Origin of the sequence: Modestobacter sp. Leaf380, assembly GCF_001424485.1 — a bacterium.
Classification (GTDB): domain Bacteria; phylum Actinomycetota; class Actinomycetes; order Mycobacteriales; family Geodermatophilaceae; genus Klenkia.
On sequence record NZ_LMQC01000002.1, the window covers coordinates 62,948 to 83,374 of the forward strand.

Here is a 20,427-nt window from a genome sequence, read left to right on the forward strand (position 1 = left end):
TTGCGGTTTGTGGCGCGCGACACCTATCGTTAGGTAGTCCGACTACATCGTGGAGGGAGCATCCGTGACCCAGGCACTGCGCGAGCACCCCCAGGGTGCCGCCGTCCCGGCGTTCGCCCTCCGCGGGGTGGGCAAGTCCTACCCCGGGGTGACCGCCCTGGCCGACATCGACCTCGAGGCCTTCCCCGGGGAGGTGCTGGCCATCTGCGGTGCCAACGGCGCCGGCAAGTCGACGATGGCCAAGATGATCGCCGGGCAGGAGCAGCCCTCCACCGGCCGGGTGGAGATCGCCGGGCGGTCCACGCCGATCACCAGCCCCGCCGACGCCGAGAGCGCCGGGGTCCTGCTGATGCACCAGGAGCCGCTGGTCATCGAGGACTTCACCGTGGAGGAGAACGTCTGGCTCCGCCGGATCAGCTCCGCGGGGTCCAACCGCCCCTGGCGCCGCCTGCGCCGGGGCAGCGACCCGCGCACCCGCGGGGCCCTGGACGCCGTCGGGCTGACCGACGTCTCCCCCGACACCCCGGCCCGCGAGCTGGGCCCGGGCCCCCGGCAGATGCTGGCCCTGAGCCGCACGCAGGTCGTCGAGCACCGGGTCCTGCTGCTGGACGAGACCACGGCGTCGACCACCGAGGAGCACTTCCGCGACGTGCTGGACCTGGTGGACCGGGAACGGGCCGCCGGGGTGTGCGTCGTGTTCGTCTCCCACCGGATGGACGAGGTCTTCGCCATGGCCGACCGGATCGCGGTCATGCGCAGCGGCCGGCTGGTCGACGTGCTGCGCACCGCCGACACCACCCCCGGCGCGGTCATCGACCTGATGATCGGGGAGTCGGTGGCCGCCCTGGAGCCGCTGTCCCTCCCCGTCCGCCCCGACGAGGAGCCGCTGCTGGAGGTCGAGGACCTCGCGGCCGGCTCCGCGCGGGAGGTCACCCTCCGGGTCGGGCCCGGCGAGGTCGTCGGCGTCTACGGCCTGGTCGGCAGTGGTCGCTCGTCGGTGGCCCGCTCGATCACCGGGCACCAGCCCCGGCTGGCGGGCCGGGTCCGCCTGCGCGGCCGGGACGTCGACGCCCGCAGCCCGCGGGCCGCACTGCGCGCCGGGCTGGCCTACCTCACCGAGGACCGCCGCCGCGAGGGCTTCGTCCCCGCCTTCACCAACGGCGAGAACATGACGCTGTCCACCCTGCCGGCCTTCGCCACCCGGGGGGTGCTCCGGGGCGGCGCCGAGCGGCGCCGCGTCCAGCAGCTGATCGGGGAGTTCCAGGTCAAGGGCGGCCCCCGCACGCTGACCCGGACCCTGTCCGGGGGCAACCAGCAGAAGGTCATCCTCGCCAAGTGGCTGGAGGCCGCCCCCCAGGTGCTGGTCCTGGACGAGCCGACCAAGGGCATCGACGTCGGTGCCCGCGCCAACATCTACGAGATCGTCCGGGCCCTCGCCGCGCAGGGGCGCGGCGTCCTCGTCGTCACCAGCGAGGCCGAGGAGGCCCTGGTGCTCTGCAACCGCGTGCTGATCATGCGCGACGGCCGGCTCGTCGACGAGTTCCGGCCCGCCACCAGCACCACCGACGACCTGATCCGTGCTGCCCTCGGAGGAGACACCGCATGACCGACGTGACCGCTGCCCCCTCGCGGCGGCCCTCCCCGGGCCGCGCCGGGTTCGGCCGCTGGGCCAAGGAGCAGTACCCGCTCTACATCCTGCTCGTGCTCCTGGTCATCGCCGGGTTCAGCAGTGACGCCTTCTTCACCTCGCGCAACCTCACCAACCTGGTGCTGCAGACCTCGGTCATCGGCATCGTGACCCTCGCCCAGTTCCTCATCGTGCTCACCGGCGGCATCGACATCAGCGTCGGCTCCGTCGTGGGCCTCAGCGGGGTGCTGGCCGCCGGGCTCTTCAGTGGCAGCAGCGTCGTGCTCGCCGTCGTCGTCGCCATCGCCGTCGGCGCCCTCATCGGCACGCTGAACGGCTACCTGGTCGCCTTCCGCGGGCTGGAGCCCTTCATCGTCACCCTGGGCATGCTGGCCCTGGCCCGCGGCCTGGTCTACGCCTACACCGAGGGCAGCCCGGTGCGCCCCGAGGCCGAGGACTTCCGCAGCATCGCCACCGCCACGGTCGCCGGGTTCCCCGTGATCGGCCTGATCTGGCTGGGGCTGGCCGTCGCCATCGCCTTCCTGGCCCGGGGCACCGTCTTCGGCCGCCGGGTCTACGCCGTGGGCAGCAGCAAGGACGCCGCCCACGCCTCCGGGGTCCCGGTCAAGGCCACCCTGGTCGCCGTCTACGCGATGGCCGGGGTGATGGTCGGCTTCGCCGGCTTCCTGCTGGCCTCCCGGGTCGGCGCCGGCACCCCGACCGCCGGCAACCTCTACGAGCTGGACTCCATCGCCGCCGTCGTCATCGGCGGGGCCGCGCTGGCCGGCGGGAAGGGCCGCGTCTTCGGCGCGGTGGTGGGGACGCTGATCTTCGCCGTCATCACCAACCTGCTGGTCCTGCTCAACGTCTCCACGTTCCTGCAGGACGCCTTCCGCGGCGGCCTGATCCTGCTCGCGGTGGTCCTCACGACCTTCCGGTTCTCCCGAGGGGGCACCGGCTCCCGGCGCTGACCGCCGTCCCCCGCGACCGGGGCGCCACCCCGGTCGACCCCGTTCCCACACCCGCACCGCACCTCGCTGCCGGGTGTGCCCGAGCTGTACCCGCGACCTCCCGCACCACCCCCCGGCACCACCCGTCAGAGAGGCACAGATCCCATGAACCGACGCATCGGCACCGCCGTGGTCGCCGCGAGCGTGCTCGCCCTCACCGCCTGCGGCAGCGTGGGCGACAGCGACAGCAGCAGCGGGGGGAGCGCCGACTCCCCCGAGGACGTGACCATCGGCTTCCTGCAGCGCCAGCTGGACGCGCCCTACTACTCGGCCATGCAGGCCGCGGCCGAGGACATCGCCGAGGAGCAGGGCTTCACCCTGCTCTTCCAGAACGCCAGCGGTGACCCCGTCACCCAGCTGGACCAGGCCCAGACGATGCTCTCCCAGGGCGCCGACGTGCTGGTGGTCAACGCCATCAGCCCGGAGACCGAACGCTCCCAGCTCGAGGCCCTGGCCGACCAGGTGCCGCTGCTGTTCATCGACACCGGCATCCCCGAGGTCGGCGTCACCTCGGTCGGTTCGGACAACGCGGCCATCGGCCGCGACTCCGGCGAGATCGCCGCGGAGCGCTTCGAGCAGGGGCAGACGGTGAGCCTGGCCGTCATCAACGGCGGACCCAACGACGAGATCGTCGGGCCGGCCCGCCAGCAGGGCTTCATCGAGGGCCTGGAGTCCGCCGGCCTGACCGTCGACGTCGTCGCCGAGGCCACCGGCAACTACTCCCAGGACGAGGCCGTCCCGGCCACGGAGTCGGTGCTGGCCGCCAACCCCGACGTCGACCTGGTGCTCGGGCTGAACGACGCGATGGCCCTGGGTGCCCTCACGGTGCTGCAGGACCAGGCCAACACCACGACCCTCGTCGCCGGCGTGGACGGCCAGAAGGAGGCCATCCAGGCGATCCTGGACGGCGGGTGCGAGGGCCAGTACGCCGCCACCGGGCTGAACTCGCCGTCCGCGGCGACGGAGCGGGCGCTGGAGATCGCGCTGCAGCTGGCCACCGGTGAGGCCGAGGCCGGCGACTTCGAGGCCGAGGAGTTCATCGAGGGCGCGGGCGTCGGCTGCGACAACGCCGAGGAGTTCTACGACGAGAACAGCGTCTTCTGACCGCTGCCTCCCCACCGGGACGGGCCGCCCCCTGCGCGGGGGGCGGCCCGTCCTGTCGTGTGGGGGGCGTCAGGTGAGCCGGCGGAAGGCGGCCAGCTGCTCCTTCATCGAGGCCAGCCGGGCGGCGTGCGCCGCACCGCGGCGCAGGGACACCGCGGTCGCCAGCACGTCGACGATCACCAGGCTGGCGATCCGGCTGACCGTGGGGGTGTCCCGGTCGGTGTCCTCGAAGGTCTTCACCGCGATGGTCACGTCGGCGATGCCGGCCAGCTCGCTGGTCTCGTCACCGGTGATGGCCACGACGGTCGCCCCGTTGTCCCGGGCCCGGCGGGCGATCTGCAGGATCGTCGACGTCGAGCCGGTGTTGCTCACCACCAGGAACACCTGGCCGGGCTCGGCCAGGGCGGCGGCCATGAACTGCTGGTGGGAGTCCGAGGGCACCGAGCACGGGACGCCGAAGAGCACCGCCTTCTGCTCCACGTCCAGGGCGATCACGCCCGAGGCGCCCAGCCCGGCCACCGTCATCGAGGTGGCGCCGAGGATGGCGTCGATCGCGGCACCGAGGGAGACCGCGTCCAGGTAGCGGCGGGTGCGGTCCAGGCTGCTGATGGTGTGGTCGAAGACCTTGGTCGCCAGCTCGCTGACGCTGTCCTCGGCGGAGATGGCGGACAGCGTGGAGGGCAGTCCGAGGGCCAGGCTCTGGGCCAGCGCCAGCTTGAACTGCTGGAAGCCGTCGAACCCCAGGCTGGTGCAGAACCGCATGACGGTCGGCTCGCTCACCCCGGCCGCCTCGGCCACGGCCGCCATGGTCGAGGCGACCACGAACGCCGCGTCCTCGGAGACGGTGTTGGCCACCTGGCGCTCGGAGGGACGCAGCGAGGGCAGCATCGTGGCGATGTGCTCCAGCAACGGGACCCCTGGGTCGAAGGGCATGTCCACTCCTGATCCGGTGCCGGCGGCTGGGTCTACTCCGGCGGCCCGGAGTCCAGCATGACCAGCAAGTTCACCACGGACTGCTCGGTGGCCCGACGCACGCTGGCGTCGGTGTACCCGCCCAGGTGCGGGGACAGGATCGTCCGCTCGTGACGCAGCAGGGGCGTGAGGGCCGGGGGCTCGGACTCGAAGGCGTCCACGGCGTAGGCGGACAACCGGCCGGACTCGAGGGCGGCCAACACCGCGGCGTCGTCGACCAGGGACGAGCGGGCGGTGTTGACCAGCACGGCGCCGGTGGGGACGGTCGCCAGCTGGGCGACCCCGACCAGCGCCGTCCCGTCGGCGGGCGGCGGGGCGTGCAGGCTGATGACGTCGGACCCGGCGAAGAGCTCGTCCAGTGCGACCTGGCGCGGCGCGCCGGGCCCCTCGGGCACCCGGGCGAACGGGTCGCTGACCAGCACCCGGGCCCCGAAGGCGGCCGCGAAGCCGGCCAGCGTGCGCCCGATGGCCCCGAAGCCCACGACACCGACCGTCAGGTCGGGGAGCTCGCGGCCCGGCGTGCGCGCCCACCCGCCCTCACGGAGCACCCGGTCGGCCAGCGGCAGCCCGCGCAGCCCGGCCAGCACGTGTGCGAAGGCCAGCTCCGCGACGCCGCGGGCGTTCGCGCCCCGGGCGGTGGCCACCTGCACGCCCCGGCGCTCCGCGGCGGCGGCGTCGATCGCGTCCGCGCCGGCGCCGTTGCGGCTGATCGCCCGCAGGTCGGGGAAGGCGGCGAGGACCTCGTCGTCGATCCGCTCGACGCCGGCGACCCAGCCGACCACGCCGTCCGCCACCTCGTGCAGGTCGGCGGCCGTGGGCTGTCGCCCCGGCGGGCCGGACACGAGCTCGTAGCCGGCCTCGGTGAGCGGGCGCAGGGCGGGCAGCGTGGCCACACCTGCCGCCGTCATCGACCGGGGGGTGACCAGCACCCGTCCCCGGCTGGGCAGGTCGCTCACCGGGTGGTCGCCGCGATCTCGGCGAGCCGGTCGAAGCGGGGGCCGCTGGTGGGGATCTCGACGTCGAACACCTCGGCGATGACCTGGGTCCAGCCGTGCAGGAAGTACGTCCAGCCGTCCTCGACGGTCAGCGCCCGGTCCTGCTGCTGGGCGCGGGCCTGCTCCAGGAAGACCAGGTCGCCGCGGTAGTTCAGCTCCCACACCAGGGCCCGCTCGGGGAACCGTGCGCCGGCGCCCAGCGGGGAGCCGGGGGCGTCCTTGCCCAGCCCGGTGGCGTTGACGACCAGCGCCCCCGGGCCGAGCCCGGCCAGCACGTCGTCGTTGTCGCCGGCGCCCTGCACGGTCACGGTGCGCAGCGGGACGTCGGGCGCCACCTGGTGGTGGACGTCGGCCAGCACCGACAGCCGGGCCGACCCGCGGTCGGACACCACGACGCCGGCCGGCCGGGCCGCGCCCCGCTCGGGCCGGCTCAGGTGCCAGTCCATGGCGATCGCGGAGCCGCCGGCGCCCATGACGAACACCTCGCGGGGCTCGCGCGCGAAGAGCTCCGGGGGTGCGAAGGAGTCGATGGCCAGCCCGGAGGACCAGGGGTCCTTGGCCGAGGCGCGCAGCCCGCCGCCGCGCTTGGACAGGCAGCTGACCTCGCCCATCAGCCGGGCGAGCGGGTCGACCTCGGCGAAGTGGTCCCGGGCCGCCTCGTACAGGTCGATCTTGTGCGTGGTCACCAGGGCGCCCAGGCTCAGCGGGTCGGCCGCCAGGAAGTCCACGACCTCCCGGTACTGCTCGGCCGGGGCGTGAGGGGTGATGTCGATGCCCACGAGCTCGACGTCGCCCAGCCCCAGCTCGACGGCCCAGCGGGGGAAGACGGTCCGGATCGAGGAGGACCCGGTGGTGACGCCGATGAAGTAGAACGTGGGCCGCTCCGCGGGGACCAGGTCGCCCGGGGTGCGGGTCACCGGGGTCACGCGGGCGCCCCGGGTGAGTCGATGTGGGTCCGCGCGGTCCGGGCCAGGGCCGTGATGCCGGTGAAGTCGCCGGCGTCGACCAGGGCCCGGGGGGCGATCCAGGTGCCGCCGACGGCGACCACCTCGGGGACGCCGAGGTACTCGGGGAGGTTCTCCAGCCGGATGCCGCCGGTGGGCATGAACCCGACCCCGCTGGCCCGCAGCGGGGCGGCCAGGGAGGCCAGCGCCGCGGCCCCGCCGGACTGCGCGGCGGGGAAGAACTTGACCAGCCGGTGCCCCGCGTCGACCGCGGCCATCACCTCCGAGGCCGTGACGGCGCCCGGGACGAAGGTCAGCCCGGTCGCCGCGGCGGCGGTCTCCAGGGCTCCCGTGCGGCCGGGGGAGACCAGGAAGCGGGCCCCGGCGGCGGCGGCCCGGTCGACGTCCCCGGGGGTGAGGAGCGTGCCGGCGCCCAGCAGGAAGTCCGGCAGCTCGGCGGCGACCGCGGCGATGGCGTCCAGGGCGGCCGGCGTGCGCAGGGTGACCTCCATGGCGGGGAACCCGCCGGCGGTCAGCGCCCGGGCCAGCGGCACGGCGTGGTCGGCGTCGCTGATCTCCACGACCGGCACGACCCGCAGCGCCCGCAGGGCCGGCGTCACGTCGGCGCTCACGAGCCGGCCCGGTAGCCGCGGTGGGCCGGGTTGGTGCGGACGGTCCAGCCCTCGCCTTCGCCGTCGGCGACGACGAGGTCGCGCATGCCGCCGGCCTCGCTGATCACGCCGTAGTCCTGGCCGGCGTCCGCGGCGTAGCAGAACAGCGTCACGAAGGGCTCGGTGCCGACGTTCACGCTGCGGTGCACCCAGTGGCCGGGCACGTCGACGGCCTGGCCGGCGCGCAGTTCGACGGCCTCCGACCGGCCGTCGAGGGTCTCCAGCAGCATGACGCCGTGGCCGCTGAGGCAGTGGTAGAGCTCGGCCCGGTCGGCGACGGCGTGCAGGTGCCCACGGGTGACGGCGAACTCCTCGCCGTAGCGGCCGGGCAGCAGCGTGCTGGTGCCGACGATGAGGGCGCCGGGCTCGGAGCCGTAGCGGTGCTCGTGGACGTCGTAGACCAGCTGGTCGGCGCCGTCCCGCGCCAGGGCGGCTGCGTAGGCGTCGGGGTCGGCGTAGACGCCGTCCATGTCGCCCAGGTGCTTGCGGTAGACCCGCGTGGCGCCGGTCATCCGACCGTCGACGGCGATCTCGATGCGGGCCGGGGTGCTGATGGTGGGACTCACGCTCTCCTCCTCGGGTCTGTAGTCAAACTACACAGACTCAGGGGGAGATGGCCAAGACCGGGGCTGGGCGTTCGCCGGATCACACTCTGATGGGCTTAGGATGTAGTCTGCCTAACCACATCGCGGAGGAGCAGGGATGACTGCGAGCTTGAGCGGACGACGGGTCGCCGTCACCGGAGCGGCCGGCGGGATCGGCACGGCCATCGTCGAGCGACTGCTGGCCGAGGGTGCCGAGCCGGTCGGCCTCGACGTCACCGGCCTGGACCGGCTGCCCGCCGGGGTCCCCGGCTTCCAAGCCGACCTCACCTCGCCGGAGTCGATCGCGGCCATCGTCGCGCAGCTCTACGCCGAGGACGGGCGACCGGTCGACCTGGTCAACTCCGCGGGCATCGTCGAGGACGACGTCGCCGCCGAGACCATGCCCGTCGAGCAGTTCGACGCCGTCTACGGCGTCAACATCCGCGGCGTCTTCATCGCCTCGCAGGCCTTCGGGCGCGAGCTGCTGGCCCGCGGCGGCGGGTCGATCGTGAACATCGCCTCGATGAGCGGCAACGCGGTCGTCAACCACCCGCAGAAGCAGAGCGCCTACAACTCGTCCAAGGCCGCCGTCAGCGCGCTGACCCGGTCCCTGGCCGTCGAGTGGGGCCCGCGCGGCGTCCGGGTCAACACCGTGTCGCCCGGTTACGTGGACACCCCGCTCAACCACCTCAAGGCGCACATGCACGAGCTCTGGAAGGCCGACACCGTCCTCGACAGGTTCGCCACCCCCGCCGAGGTGGCCGGGGCCGTCGCGTTCCTGCTGGGGCCCGACGCGGGCTACTTCCTCGGCGCCGAACTGCTCATGGACGGGGGGTCGTCGCTGCGCTGAGCGCGCGACGGAGACCAGATGATCATCGCCCACGACCTCGGGACCACGGGGGACAAGGCCACCCTCGTCGACCACGACGGCCGCCTCGTCGCCTCCGTCACCGCGGCCTACCCGGTGGACTTCGGCCCCGGGGGCAAGGCCGAGCAGGACCCCGAGGACTGGTGGGCGGCGGTCTGCCGGTCCACCCGGCAGCTGCTCGAGCAGACCGGCACCCCGGCCGGGGACGTCGACGTCGTCACCTTCTCCGGCCAGATGATGGGCGCCGTCCTCGTCGACGACGCCAACCGCAGCCTGCGCCCGGCCGTCATCTGGGCCGACACCCGGGCAACGGCGCAGGCCGAGGAGCTGGTCCGGCGGGTCGGCCTGGAGCGCGGTTACGCGATCACCGGGCACCGGCTGAACGCCACCTACACGCTGCCCAAGATCGCCTGGCTGCGGCAGCACGAGCCCGAGGTCTTCGCCCGGGCCGCCGCCGTCCTGCTGCCCAAGGACCACCTCGTCGCCCGGCTCACCGGGGTGCGGGTCACCGACCCCTCCGACGCCTCCGGGACCAACGCCTACGACCAGGGTGCCGGGACGTGGTCCGCCGAGCTGCTGGAGGCCGCCGGCGTGCCGGCGTCGCTGCTGCCCGAGATCGTGCCCAGCACGACCGTCGTCGGCACGGTCACCCCGGACGCCGCCCGGGCCACCGGGCTGGCCGCCGGCACCCCCGTCGTCATCGGCGGCGGGGACGGCCCGATGGCCGCCCTGGGCGCGGGGATCGTGGACGCCGACTCCGGCGCCTACGCCTACCTGGGCTCCTCCTCCTGGGTGTCGGTGGCGTCGGCGGCCCCGGTGCTGGACCCGCAGATGCGGTCGATGACGTTCAACCACGTCGTCCCCGGCGCCTTCGTGCCCACCGCCACCATGCAGGCCGGTGGGGCGTCGCTGCAGTGGGTCACCGACGTGCTGGCCCCCGGCCAGGCCGACCGGTACGAGCGCCTGCTGGAGGCCGCCGAGGTGGAGGCGGCCACCGACGGGCTGTTCTTCCTGCCGCACCTGCTCGGTGAGCGCTCCCCGTACTGGAACCCGCGGGCCCGCGCCGCCTTCGTCGGCCTGCAGGTCCACCACGGCCGCGGGCACCTGGTCCGGTCGGTCCTGGAGGGCGTCGCCTTCACCCTGCTCTCGGGCCTGCGGGCCTTCACCGACGCCGGGGTGCCCGTCACCGGCGTCGACGCCATCGGCGGTGCGGCCCACGCCGAGCTGCTGCTGCGCGTCTTCGCCGACGTGTGGGGCGTGCCGGTGTCCTCCCGGGACCTCGTCGACGAGGCGACGTCGGTGGGGGCCGCCGTGGTCGGCGGCGTCGGGGTGGGCGTCTTCGCCGACTTCGAGGTCGCCCGCACGATGTCCCGCCGGACGTCGCGGCGGGAGCCCGACCCCGAGCGGTCCGCCCGCTACGCCCAGGCGCACCCGCTGTTCACCGACGCCTACCGCCGGCTGGAACCCTGGTTCGAGCAGGTCGCGCAGCGGTGACCCCCGCCGTCCGCACCGTCCTGGGCGACGTCGACCCCGCCGTCCTGGGCGTGACGGACTACCACGAGCACCTCTTCCAGGTGTCCCCGTTGCTGGCCGGTGACGAGCTGGAGGACGAGGCGCGCTCCGGCGAGGAGGCCGCGACCCTGGTGGCGGCGGGCACCACCGCCATGATCGAGGCCACCCCGAGCGACCTGGGTGCCCGGCCCGACGCCGTCGCCCGGATCAGCGCCGCCTGCGGGCTGCACGTCGTGCACACCACCGGGGCCCACCACTCCGGGCACTACGCCGCCGGGCACCCGCTGCTCGGGCGCACCGTCGACGAGCTCACCGCCCGGTTCACCGCGGACGTCCACGAGGGCCTGCGACTGCCCGACGGGGCGCTCGCCCGGACGCCGGGCGGGGCGCCGGTGCGGGCCGGGATCGTCAAGGGCGCGGCCCGCTACTGGTCGGTGGACGACTTCGGCCGCCGCGTCCTCACCGCCTGCGCGGGCACCGCCCTGGCGACCGGCGTCGCGGTGATGGTGCACCTGGACCACGGCTCGGCCGCCCACGAGGTGCTCGACCTGCTCGCCGCGGACGGCCTGCCCGCCGACCGGGTGGTGCTGGCCCACGTGGACCGCAACCCCGACCCGGGGCTGCACGCCTCGCTGGCCCAGCGCGGCGCCCACCTGGGCTACGACGGCGCGGCCCGGCACCGGGAGGCACCGGACTCCGTCCTGCTGGCCTGCCTGGAGGCCACCGTCGACGCCGTCGGCGCCGACCGGGTGCTGCTGGGCGGCGACGTCGCCCGGGCCTCCCGGTACCGCGCCTACGGCGGCATGCCGGGCCTGGACTACCTGCCCCGCCGGTTCTCCCCGCGGGTGGCCGCCGCCCTCGGCGACGACGTGCTGCACGCGATCACGGTCACCAACCCGGCCCGGCTGCTGCAGCTGTCCGCCTGAGCACCCGGAACAGCAGTGCACCGGTACCCGTTCTCCGTGGTGTGAGCCTCTCCCTCGTCGTCCTCGGCGACTCCATCGCGTTCGGCACCGGCGCGGCCGTGCCCGCGGACGCGATCGGCCCGCGGCTGGTCCGGGCCCTGGCCGAGGACGGCGTGGACGCCGCCCTGCAGGTGGTCGCCGTCCCCGGGGCGACGTCGGCCGGGCTGGCCACCCAGGTCCGGCAGGTCACCCGGGCGCACCTGGCGCTGGTCGTCGTCGGCTCCAACGACCTGACCCGGCTCGTGCCGCCGGCCACCGCGGCCCGCCAGCTCGGGGACGCCGTCCGCGACCTGCGGCTGCTGGGCGCCGACGTGCTCGTCGTCCCCGCGCCGGACCTGTCCACCGTGCCCTGGGTGCCGCCGTCGTTCCAGGCGATGGTGTCCACGGCCAGCGGGGAGCTGCGCCGTCAGCAGACCGAGGCGGTGCGGGCCGCCGGGGGAGTGGCCGTGCCCATCGGGGAGGAGCTGGGCCAGCGGTTCCGCGCCCAGCCGGCGCTGTTCTCCGCCGACCGGTTCCACCCGTCGTCCTCGGGCTACGCGCTCATCGCCGAGGCGCTGCTGCCCGTCGTCCGGTCGATCGCCCGCGCCCGGGACGCCGCCTAGCCCTGCGGCTCCCCTTCCTCGGCCTCGTGGGCCTTGAGCTCGCGGGTGGCCATGCCGCCCTCGCCGCCCTCGTCGCGGGGGCCGGCGTGCAGCTGGGTCTCGGCGTCGTCCTTCTCGGGCTCGGTCACCCCGACAGCCTCCCCGCCCCGCGCCGCCGCCGCAGCCGGAACCCGGCCCCGCCAGGTGGCTGAGCCACCCAGCTGGCGGTCCAGCCACCGTCTACCGCGGTCCGTCCCCCAGCTGGGCGGCTCAGCCGCGCAGCGYGAGGACGCCGGCGCCGCGCCAGGTGGCTGAGCCACCCAGCTGGCGGTCCAGCCACCGTCTACCGCGGKCCGTCCCCCAGCTGGGCGGCTCAGCCACTCAGCGCGACGACGGCGCAGACGTGCACGACCACGGCGCAGACGCCTACGACGACGTCGCACCACGACGACGGCGCCGGCCCCCACGGTGGGGGACCGGCGCCGTCGGGGAGCGGGGAGGGCTCAGAGCACGTCGAACTCGTTGAACGCCGCCCCGCCGGACAGGGTCGCGTAGCCCGGGCCGCGGTCGAAGAACGGCTCGTCGCCGGTCCGCTCCGCCCGCATCGAGGCACGCAGCTCGTCGGTGGCGGTCAGGTCGGCGTCGCCCTCGTCGTCGACGACGACGCCGTAGTCCCGGCGGGCGCCCTCGACGCTCACCTTGAGCCAGGCGATGTCCTGGAGGACCTCCTCGACGGGGCGCTCCAGCGGGTCGCCCCAGCCACCGCCACCCGTCGTCCGGACCCGGACGACGGTGCCGGCGGTCAGCGGCTCGGCGTCGGCGAGCGCGTCGACCTCGTGCTCGTCGGGGCCGCCCGGGTCGACGGTGATCTGGAACGGCCGGCCGGCCTTGCCGCCCTTGACGCCCCAGCAGGCCAGGATCGAGCGGTCTGCGATGGACATGAAGTGCGCGTCGCGGAGCACCCGGATGTGCTTCTCGTAGCCGCAGCCGCCCCGGTAGCGGCCGGGGCCGCCGGAGTCCAGCGCGAGGCCGAGGGCCTCGATGCGCAGCGGGAAGCGGCCCTCGGTGAACTCGGTGGGCAGGTTCCGGCTGTCCGGGACGACGTGGATGGTGTCTTCGCCGTCGGCGTAGTAGCGGCCACCCGACCCGCCGCCGAGGACCTCGCGCATGAGGTAGGACTCGCCGTCGGCGTCGGTGCCGTAGACGCCGGTGTAGCGGATCGTCTCCTGGTCGGCGGGCATCCGGCCGCCGGTGGCCTTGGCCAGCACCCCGGCCAGCACGCCCAGCAGGCGCAGGATCACGAAGGTGCGGGCGTTGGTGGGGGCGGGGAACACCGGGGTGAGCAGCGTGCCCTTCTCCGGGAAGCGCATCTCGATCAGCGGGACGACGCCCTCGTTGACGTCGAGCTGGGCCATCCGCTCCGGGGTGGCGGCCAGGTTGCGCAGCACCGGGGCCAGCCACTTCTTGAGGAAGTTGCCGTCGGAGTAGTCGCCGCAGTGGTTGATCGGGCCCTTGGCCTGGGGGCCGGTGCCGGTGAAGTCGATGACCAGCGGGACCTCGGCGGTGGAGTCCATGGTCAGCGTGATCCGCTGACGGTGCAGCATCGGCTCGTCGACGCCGTCGTGCTCGGCGTAGTCCTCCCAGACGTAGGTGCCGTCGGGGATCTGGGACAGGATCTCCTTGCGGTAGACCTCGGTGGAGTTGCTCAGGATCGCGTCGAAGCAGGCCTCGACCGCCTCCACCCCGTACCGGTCGAACAGCTCGCCGAGCCGGCGGGCGCCGGACAGGCAGGCCGAGCACTCGGCGTCGAGGTCGGCGGCCAGCGAGTCGGGCATCCGCGAGTTGCGGGTCATGATCTTGAGCGCGGACTCGTTGGGCACACCGCGGTCCCACAGCTTGATCGGGGGGACCATCAGGCCCTCCTCGAACATCGAGGTGGCGGCCGAGGGCATCGAGCCGGGCACCGCGCCGCCGATGTCGTCGTGGTGGCCGAAGGCCTGCACGAAGGCGACCACCTGGGGGCGGCCGTCGACGTCGGCGAACACGGGCACGGTGACGCACAGGTCGGGCAGGTGGCCGATCCCGCCCTCGGAGAGGTAGACGTCGTTGTGGAAGAAGACGTCACCCACGTTCATGGCGTCGATCGGGTAGTCCCGGACGACCGGCTGGACCAGCGCCGAGTAGGACCGGCCGGTGAGCTTGCGCAGCTGCCGGTCGTGGATCCCGGCGCGGAAGTCGTGCGCGTCGCGGATCATCGGGGAGCGGGAGGTGCGGCCGATCGCCGTCTCGACCTCCATCTCGATGGCGGCCAGGGTGCCCGCGACGATCTCGACGAGGACGGGGTCGGCGGCGGTCTTCGGAGCGGTCACAGCGCGGCCTCCTTGGTGAGCAGCAGGTTGGCGTAGGAGTCGACGGTGGCCACGAAGCCGGGGTGCACCGGGACGGTGGAGCCGAACTCCTCGACGATCGCCGGCCCGACGACGACGTCCCCGGGCTGCAGGTCCGGCCGCCAGTAGGTCGGGGTGTCCAGCCACTCGTCGAACCACACCGGCCGGGAACCGGAGACGGCGTCGGCGACCGACCCCTCGGTGCGGTCCGGCAGGGCGACCAGGTCCGGACGGCGGATCGGGCCGATGCCGCTGACCCGCAGGTTCACCCACTCCACGGCCTGGCGGGGGTCGAGGCTGAAGTCGTAGCCGTAGAGCTGGCGGTGCGCGGCGTGGAAGGCGGTGGCGACGTCGTCGAGGACGGCGGCGTCCGGGGTGCCCTCGGCGACCGGCACCCGCACCTCGAAGGCCTGCCCGACGTAGCGCAGGTCGGCGGTGCGCTGCATGCGCTGCTCGGCGCGGCCGAAGCCCTCGCCGTCCAGGGCGCGGGCGGCCTGGTCCTCCAGGGCGGCGAAGGCGGTGCCCACGGCGTCGGCGTCCAGCGCGGTGTGCCGGGTGACCATGGTCTGCACGTAGTCGTTGCGGACGTCGACGGTGAGCAGCCCGAACGCGCTGACGTTGCCCGGGTTCGGCGGCACCAGGGTGCGGGGCAGGCCGAGCACGTCCATCAGCCGGCAGGCGAGCAGGGAGCCGGAGCCGCCGAACGTGGTGAGGGTGAAGTCCCGGACGTCGAGGCCCTTGGCCACGGTGACCTGGCGCAGCGCGTTGGCCTGGTTCCAGGCCGAGATCTCCAGGATGCCGGTGGCCGCGGCCTCCAGCGTCAGGTCCAGCTTCCCGCCGAGGGTCTCCAGGCCCCCGCGGGCGGCCTCGACCGACAGCGGGATCTCACCCCCGAGCAGGTGCGGGGGGATCCGGCCGAGGACGACGTGGGCGTCGGTGACGGTCGGCTCCGGGCCGCGGCTGGGGTAGCACATCGGGCCCGGGTCGGCGCCGGCCGAGCGGGGGCCGACCTTGAGCGTGCCCTCGGGGGACAGCCAGGCGATGGAGCCGCCGCCGGCGCCGACGGTCACGACGTCGATCATCGGGATCTTGGACGGGTAGTCGCCGACCGTGCCCTCGGTGGTGAGCGCGGGCTCGCCGTCGATGACCACGGTGACGTCGGTGGAGGTGCCGCCGCCGTCGCAGGTCAGGATCCGGTCGAAGCCGGCGGTCTGGGCGATGAGCGCGGCGCCCAGGGCGCCGGCCGCCGGGCCGGACAGCATGGTGGTGATCGGCTGGTGCACGACCTCCTCGGCGCTGAGCACGCCGCCGTTGCTCTTCATCACGTAGAACGGCACGCCGGGGGCCAGGGTGTCCAGCCGGTGCCGGATGTTGGTGACGTAGGCGGCGACCTTGGGCTTCACCGCGGCGTCGACGAGCGTGGTCACCGAGCGCTCGTACTCGCGGTACTCGCGCAGCACGCCGGAGCTGATCGACACGACGCACTCGGGGTGTTCCACGTGGAGCACGTCGAGCATGGCGCGCTCGTGGGCGTCGTTGGCGTAGGCGTGCAGGAAGCAGACGCCCACGGTGGTGATGCCCGCGTCGGCGAAGAACCGGGCGGCCGCGACGGCCTGCTCGCGGTCGAAGGGCCGCACCTCGGCACCGGTGTGGTCCAGCCGGCCGCCGACGGTCTTCACCAGGTCGGCGGGCACGATGCGCGGCGGCTTGACCCAGAAGTAGGAGTTGCCGTAGCCGTCGGGCACGGACTGCCGAGCGATCTCCAGCACCGACGCGTAGCCCTCGGTGGTGATGAAGCCGATCCGGTCCAGCTTGCCCTCGAGCAGCTGGTTGGTGGCCACCGTCGTCCCGTGGCTGACCGCGGTGACGGCGCTGCCGTCCAGGCCCAGCATGCCCAGCACCTTCTCGACGCCGGCCAGGAAGCCGTCGGCGGGGTCACCCGGGGTGGAGGGCGTCTTGGTCGTCGTGGTGGCGCCGGTCTCCTCGTCCACCGCGACCACGTCGGTGAAGGTGCCGCCGGTGTCGATGCCGATGCGTACGCGCCTGCTCGTCATGGGATTTACCTTAGTGGTGAGACATCTGCAGCGGAAGGGTCCGGGCGGTCCCACCCTGTCAGGGTGTCGGTGTGACGCTCACCCTCGCCGACCTGTGCAACGACGCCGCGCTGCTGTCCTTCGAGACGCAGCTGCACCTGGCCGAGGTGGTCGGCGACCGGCGCTGGGACGTCGACCTCGCCACCGGCCGCTTCGTCTTCGGCGGCGGCACCGGCGAGCACGTCGGTGAGCTCGTCTGCACCCGGGTGCACCTGCTCGGGTCCGCGGCGCCCGGTCCGCGGTCCTGGCTGTGGTCCTGGGCCTCCCAGGGCTGGTCGGACGACGTCACCGACCTGGCGCGCTGGCTGCGCGGGTTCGGCGAGCAGTAGGGCGTCCGCGAGCTCGCCGAGCCCGAGGTCGCCTTCGCCGACGTCCCCGGGGACGACGACCCACTGGTCGTCGGTGCGGTGCTGATGGACGCCGCCAAGGCCGCGGCGGGCCGGTGGGCCGGGTACAGCGGCCCCGTCGGCGGCGACACCCGGGCGGCGTTCCTGCTGGAGCACCCCTCCTTCGTGCTGCCGGCACCGGAGGGCGTGCGGGTGGTCCGGGTGCTCAGTGAGGGCCTGATGGGCGCGCCGCTGCTGACCGACCACCGGCGCGCCGTCGCCGCGTACGCCGCTGCGCGCCCGCTCGCCTGGAGGTGGGCCCCGGACGGCGCGGCGGTGGAGCTGTCCTGCCCCGGTGCGGCCATCACCGTGCGCTTCGACGAGCTGGGTCGCATCGGGGGCATCGCCAGCACGCTGGGCCGAACCCGTGTCGTGGGGTTGCAGGTACCGACGCCGTCCGTCATGCTGTTACCCGTGACCGACGGTCACACGCACTCTTCCCCGACAGCGGAGGAACGCCAGCCATGACCAGCACCCTGCCGAACCCGACCACCGACCAGCTCGGCGCCGTCTTCAGCGCTGACGTGCGGGACGGCGAGGAGGTCTCGCGCCGGCTGCTGGACTCGGCCGCCCAGCTGTCCTACGACCCCACCACCGAGGTCGACTGGGACGCCGAGCTGGACCCGGCCCACCACGGGTTGAACCCGCAGTGGAGCACCCTCTACGGCACCGCGCTGTGGGAGGAGATGACCGAGCAGCAGCGCGTCACGCTGACCCGGCACGAGGTCGCCTCGATCATGAGCACCGGCATCTGGTTCGAGATGATCCTGCAGCAGATGCTGCTGCGGGAGCACTACGCCGCCGACACCTCGCGGGCGGACTTCCAGTTCGCCCTCACCGAGATCGCCGACGAGTGCCGGCACTCGATCATGTTCGCCCGGGCCTGCTCGAGGATGGGCATCACCGGCTACAAGCCCAAGCGCAGCGGCATCGAGCTGGGCCGGTTCTTCAAGACCACCGCGAACGCCGAGACCGCGTTCGGTGGCGCGCTCGTCGCCGAGGAGGTCCTCGACGTCATGCAGCGCGACTGGATGCGCGGTGAGGACGTGCTGCCGATGATCCGCACCACCAGTCGGATCCACGTGGTCGAGGAGTCCCGGCACATGACCTTCGCCCGGCAGGAGATGCGGGAGTCCCTCGCCGGCGTCAACCCGGTCCGCCGCCGCATCTCCGCGTTGGTCATCGCCATCGTCACCCAGGTCGTCGTCACCAACCTGGTGCACCGCGACGTGTACGCCGCCGCCAGCCTGGACACCGACCGCGCCGTCCGCGAGGCAGCCGGCAACAAGCACCACCAGGCCATGATGCGCACCAGCAGCCGGCACCTCATGACGTTCCTGGGCGAGTGTGGTCTCCTCACCGCCCCCGCGGTGCGGATCTACCGCTCGCTGCACATGCTCTGAGCCCAGGCGTCCCGTCATGGCCTTCGCCATCACCCAGAACTGCTGCAGCGATGCCTCGTGCGTCTCGGTGTGCCCGGTCAACTGCATCCACCCCACGCCCGACGAGCCCGGCTTCGGCACCACCGAGCTGCTGCACGTCGACCCGGCTACCTGCATCGACTGCGGGGCCTGCGCCGACGCCTGCCCGGTCGACGCGATCGCCCCGGTCTGGCTGCTGCGCCCGGACCAGCTGGTCTTCGCCCAGGTCAACGCCGAGTACTTCACCCTCCCCGACGCCCCGGCCAGCCCCGTCTGGGACCCGCCACGGTTCCCCGGAGTCGACCTGGCCGCCATCGGCCGGCTCGACGTCGCCGTCGTCGGCACCGGCCCGGCCGCGGTCTACGCCACCCAGGCCGTGCTGCGCGCCACCGACGCCCGGGTCACCCTGATCGACCGCCTGACCACCACCGGCGGGCTGGCCCGCTACGGCGTCGCCCCCGACCACCCCGGCACCCGCCGCGTCCTGGAGAGCACCGCCGCGGTGCTCCGGCACCCCCGGGTCACGCTGCGCGCCGGGGTCGAGGTGGGCCGCGACGTGACCCCCGCCCAGCTGGCCGCCGAGTTCGACGCCGTCCTCTACGCCACCGGTGCCGCCGGCGACCGCTCGCTCGGCGTCCCCGGCGAGGACCTGCCCGGCAGCGTCGCCGCCCGGTCGGTCGTGCACTGGTACACCGGCCACCCCGAGGCCGCGCCCGTCGACCTCGCGCAGGTGGAGCGGGTCGTCGTCGTCGGCACCGGGAACGTGGCGCTCGACATCGCCCGGATGCTCACCGGGGACCCCGGCCGGCTCGCCGGCACGGACACGGCAGCCGCTGCGGTCGCGGCCCTGCGGGCCAGTGCGGTCCGCGAGGTCGTGCTCGTCGCCCGCCGCAGCGCCGTCGACGCCGCCTGCAGCCGATCCGAGCTGCGCGCACTGACCCACCTGTCCGGGGTGCAGGTCCAGCTGGCCGGCGAGCCGCCGGTCGGCGCCGAACCCGGCACCCTGGGCGCGCTCTTCGCCGACCTGGACCGCTACGCGGGCGACCTCGCCGCCGCGCCCGCCCCCGGGCGTCGCATCGTGTTCGCCTTCGACCGCACGCCCGAGGCGGTGGTCGGTGACGGCCGGGTCGCCGGCTTGCGGGTCCGTGACGTCGACGGCGACACCACGACGGTGACCGCCGACCTCGTCGTCCGGGCGATCGGGCACGTCGGGGTGGAGCTGCCCGGCCTGCCGCACGACCCGGCGACGGGCCGGGTGCCCAACGACGCCGGCCGGGTCACCGGCGCCGACGGCCGGCCGGTGCCGGGCACCTACGTCGTCGGCTGGGCCAAGCGCGGCCCCTCGGGCGGCATCGGCGCCAACCGCTCGGACGCCGAGGAGACCGTGCAGGCCCTGCTGGCCGACGCCGCCGCCGGCCTCGTCGGCCGCCCCCGACCCCGCCGCTGAGCCCCCCTGCACGGTCCTGCGGTCTGGGGCCGGGGCGTCAGCCCTGGGCGAGGTCGGCCACGTGCTGCCACTGCTCCCAGTTCGCCAGCCGGGACTCGTAGTCGGCCTGGGCGATCTGGATCGGCAGGCTGCCGAAGAACACCCGCAGCGGCGGCTCCTCGGCGTCCACGACGGCCAGCACGGCGGCGGCGGAGGCCTGCGGGTCGCCCGGCGCGCTCATCCGCGACGCCCGCTGCTCGGCCGCCTTCGCCCGGAACGCGTCGTAGGCCGGGTTCGCCTGCGCGTGCTTGGCCGACGCGCCGCCCCAGTCGGTGGAGAACCCGCCCGGCTCGATGATCGTGACCTTCACGCCGAAGTCGGCGACCTCCGCGGCCAGCGCCTGGCTCATGCCCTCCAACGCCCACTTGCTCGCGTTGTAGATGCCGATGTTGGGGAACGCGGAGACCCCGCCGATGCTCGAGACCTGCAGCACGTGGCCCGAGCCCTGCTCGCGCAGGAAGGGCAGTGCGGCCTGGGTGACCCACAGCGCGCCGAACACGTTGGTCTCGAACTGGGCGCGGGCCTCGGCCTCGGAGATCTCCTCGATCATCCCGAACTGGCCGTAGCCGGCGTTGTTGACCACCACGTCCAGGCGGCCGAAGTGGGCGTGCGCCCGCTCGACGGCGGCGAACACGGCGGCCCGGTCGTCCACGTCGAGCTGCACGGGCAGCAGACGGTCGCCGTACTGCGCGGCGAGGTCCTCCAGGGAGGCGGTGTCCCGGGCGGTGGCGGCGACGGAGTCCCCGCGCTCGAGGGCGGCGGCGGTCCACTCGCGGCCGAAACCGCGGGAGGCGCCGGTGATGAACCAGGTCTTCGGCATG

At 74.1% G+C, this 20,427-nt stretch carries 20 protein-coding genes; 11 read left to right on the forward strand and 9 right to left on the reverse strand.

What is annotated here, in order from left to right; translation table 11 throughout:
* Positions 1-64 precede the first annotated feature (64 nt).
* From ASG41_RS04370 to ASG41_RS04380, 3 genes are all read left to right on the forward strand, one after another.
* Positions 65-1,606: a sugar ABC transporter ATP-binding protein gene (locus ASG41_RS04370; RefSeq protein WP_056290536.1), complete on the forward strand. Its 1,542-nt coding sequence runs from the start codon at positions 65-67 to the stop codon at positions 1,604-1,606.
* Positions 1,603-2,598, forward strand: coding sequence for an ABC transporter permease (locus ASG41_RS04375; protein WP_056290539.1), 996 nt, complete (start codon positions 1,603-1,605; stop codon positions 2,596-2,598). The genes ASG41_RS04370 and ASG41_RS04375 overlap by 4 nt, the downstream gene beginning before the upstream one ends.
* A 144-nt stretch (positions 2,599-2,742) precedes the next feature.
* Positions 2,743-3,741 (forward strand): sugar ABC transporter substrate-binding protein, encoded by a 999-nt coding sequence (locus ASG41_RS04380; RefSeq protein ID WP_056290542.1) that lies wholly within the window; start codon positions 2,743-2,745, stop codon positions 3,739-3,741.
* Positions 3,742-3,810: 69 nt separating this feature from the next.
* Here the strand turns inward: ASG41_RS04380 and ASG41_RS04385 are convergent, their stop codons facing one another.
* The 5 genes from ASG41_RS04385 to ASG41_RS04405 are packed head-to-tail and all read right to left on the reverse strand — an operon-like array spanning position 3,811 to position 7,889.
* Positions 3,811-4,674 (reverse strand): MurR/RpiR family transcriptional regulator, encoded by an 864-nt coding sequence (locus ASG41_RS04385; RefSeq protein WP_056290545.1) that lies wholly within the window; start codon positions 4,672-4,674, stop codon positions 3,811-3,813.
* A gap of 32 nt (positions 4,675-4,706) precedes the next feature.
* A complete protein-coding gene (locus tag ASG41_RS04390) occupies positions 4,707-5,669 on the reverse strand; it encodes an NAD(P)-dependent oxidoreductase (RefSeq protein ID WP_056290549.1) in 963 nt (320 codons plus the stop codon).
* Positions 5,666-6,625: a shikimate dehydrogenase gene (locus tag ASG41_RS04395; RefSeq protein ID WP_200938720.1), complete on the reverse strand. Its 960-nt coding sequence runs from the start codon at positions 6,623-6,625 to the stop codon at positions 5,666-5,668. The genes ASG41_RS04390 and ASG41_RS04395 overlap by 4 nt, the downstream gene beginning before the upstream one ends.
* A gap of 5 nt (positions 6,626-6,630) precedes the next feature.
* Positions 6,631-7,284: a bifunctional 4-hydroxy-2-oxoglutarate aldolase/2-dehydro-3-deoxy-phosphogluconate aldolase gene (gene eda / locus ASG41_RS04400; RefSeq protein ID WP_056290553.1), complete on the reverse strand. Its 654-nt coding sequence runs from the start codon at positions 7,282-7,284 to the stop codon at positions 6,631-6,633.
* Entirely contained in the window at positions 7,281-7,889 is a 609-nt protein-coding gene (locus ASG41_RS04405) for a glucose-6-phosphate isomerase family protein (protein WP_056290556.1), read from the reverse strand. The genes eda and ASG41_RS04405 overlap by 4 nt, the downstream gene beginning before the upstream one ends.
* Before the next feature lie 136 nt (positions 7,890-8,025).
* Between ASG41_RS04405 and ASG41_RS04410 the strand changes: the two genes are divergently transcribed.
* From ASG41_RS04410 to ASG41_RS04425, 4 genes are read left to right on the forward strand one after another with little or no spacing between them, the layout of a single operon-like run.
* Complete coding sequence (locus ASG41_RS04410; RefSeq protein WP_056290559.1) at positions 8,026-8,757, forward strand: SDR family NAD(P)-dependent oxidoreductase; 732 nt, start codon at positions 8,026-8,028, stop codon at positions 8,755-8,757.
* 18 nt (positions 8,758-8,775) lie between these two features.
* Positions 8,776-10,269, forward strand: a complete 1,494-nt coding sequence (xylB, locus tag ASG41_RS04415; protein WP_056290562.1) for a xylulokinase — start codon at positions 8,776-8,778, stop codon at positions 10,267-10,269.
* Positions 10,266-11,213, forward strand: a complete 948-nt coding sequence (locus tag ASG41_RS04420) for a phosphotriesterase (protein WP_056290565.1) — start codon at positions 10,266-10,268, stop codon at positions 11,211-11,213. Before xylB ends, ASG41_RS04420 begins: the two co-directional genes overlap by 4 nt.
* Positions 11,214-11,254: 41 nt before the next feature.
* A complete protein-coding gene (locus ASG41_RS04425; RefSeq protein ID WP_056290568.1) occupies positions 11,255-11,854 on the forward strand; it encodes an SGNH/GDSL hydrolase family protein in 600 nt (199 codons plus the stop codon).
* Here ASG41_RS04425 and ASG41_RS25035 read toward each other — a convergent pair.
* The 3 genes from ASG41_RS25035 to ASG41_RS04435 all read right to left on the reverse strand — a co-directional run bounded on the left by ASG41_RS25035 (position 11,851) and on the right by ASG41_RS04435 (position 16,274).
* Complete coding sequence (locus tag ASG41_RS25035) at positions 11,851-11,982, reverse strand: hypothetical protein (protein ID WP_255352958.1); 132 nt, start codon at positions 11,980-11,982, stop codon at positions 11,851-11,853. The genes ASG41_RS04425 and ASG41_RS25035 overlap by 4 nt on opposite strands.
* Positions 11,983-12,336: 354 nt before the next feature.
* A complete protein-coding gene (locus ASG41_RS04430) occupies positions 12,337-14,202 on the reverse strand; it encodes a hydantoinase B/oxoprolinase family protein (RefSeq protein WP_056290571.1) in 1,866 nt (621 codons plus the stop codon).
* Complete coding sequence (locus tag ASG41_RS04435) at positions 14,199-16,274, reverse strand: hydantoinase/oxoprolinase family protein (protein ID WP_056290573.1); 2,076 nt, start codon at positions 16,272-16,274, stop codon at positions 14,199-14,201. The genes ASG41_RS04430 and ASG41_RS04435 overlap by 4 nt, the downstream gene beginning before the upstream one ends.
* A 71-nt stretch (positions 16,275-16,345) precedes the next feature.
* Between ASG41_RS04435 and ASG41_RS24105 the strand changes: the two genes are divergently transcribed.
* The 4 genes from ASG41_RS24105 (at position 16,346) to ASG41_RS04450 (ending at position 19,567) form a co-directional block, all read left to right on the forward strand.
* On the forward strand, positions 16,346-16,642 hold the full coding sequence (locus tag ASG41_RS24105) for a DUF6882 domain-containing protein (protein WP_200938721.1): 297 nt from the start codon (positions 16,346-16,348) through the stop codon (positions 16,640-16,642).
* Positions 16,643-16,726: 84 nt separating this feature from the next.
* A complete protein-coding gene (locus tag ASG41_RS24110; RefSeq protein WP_200938722.1) occupies positions 16,727-17,167 on the forward strand; it encodes a hypothetical protein in 441 nt (146 codons plus the stop codon).
* A complete protein-coding gene (locus ASG41_RS04445) occupies positions 17,164-18,102 on the forward strand; it encodes a diiron oxygenase (protein ID WP_056290576.1) in 939 nt (312 codons plus the stop codon). The genes ASG41_RS24110 and ASG41_RS04445 overlap by 4 nt, the downstream gene beginning before the upstream one ends.
* A gap of 16 nt (positions 18,103-18,118) precedes the next feature.
* Complete coding sequence (locus ASG41_RS04450) at positions 18,119-19,567, forward strand: FAD-dependent oxidoreductase (RefSeq protein WP_056290580.1); 1,449 nt, start codon at positions 18,119-18,121, stop codon at positions 19,565-19,567.
* Between the two features lie 37 nt (positions 19,568-19,604).
* Here ASG41_RS04450 and ASG41_RS04455 read toward each other — a convergent pair whose 3' ends face one another.
* Complete coding sequence (locus ASG41_RS04455; RefSeq protein ID WP_056290584.1) at positions 19,605-20,426, reverse strand: SDR family oxidoreductase; 822 nt, start codon at positions 20,424-20,426, stop codon at positions 19,605-19,607.
* Position 20,427 lies beyond the last annotated feature (1 nt).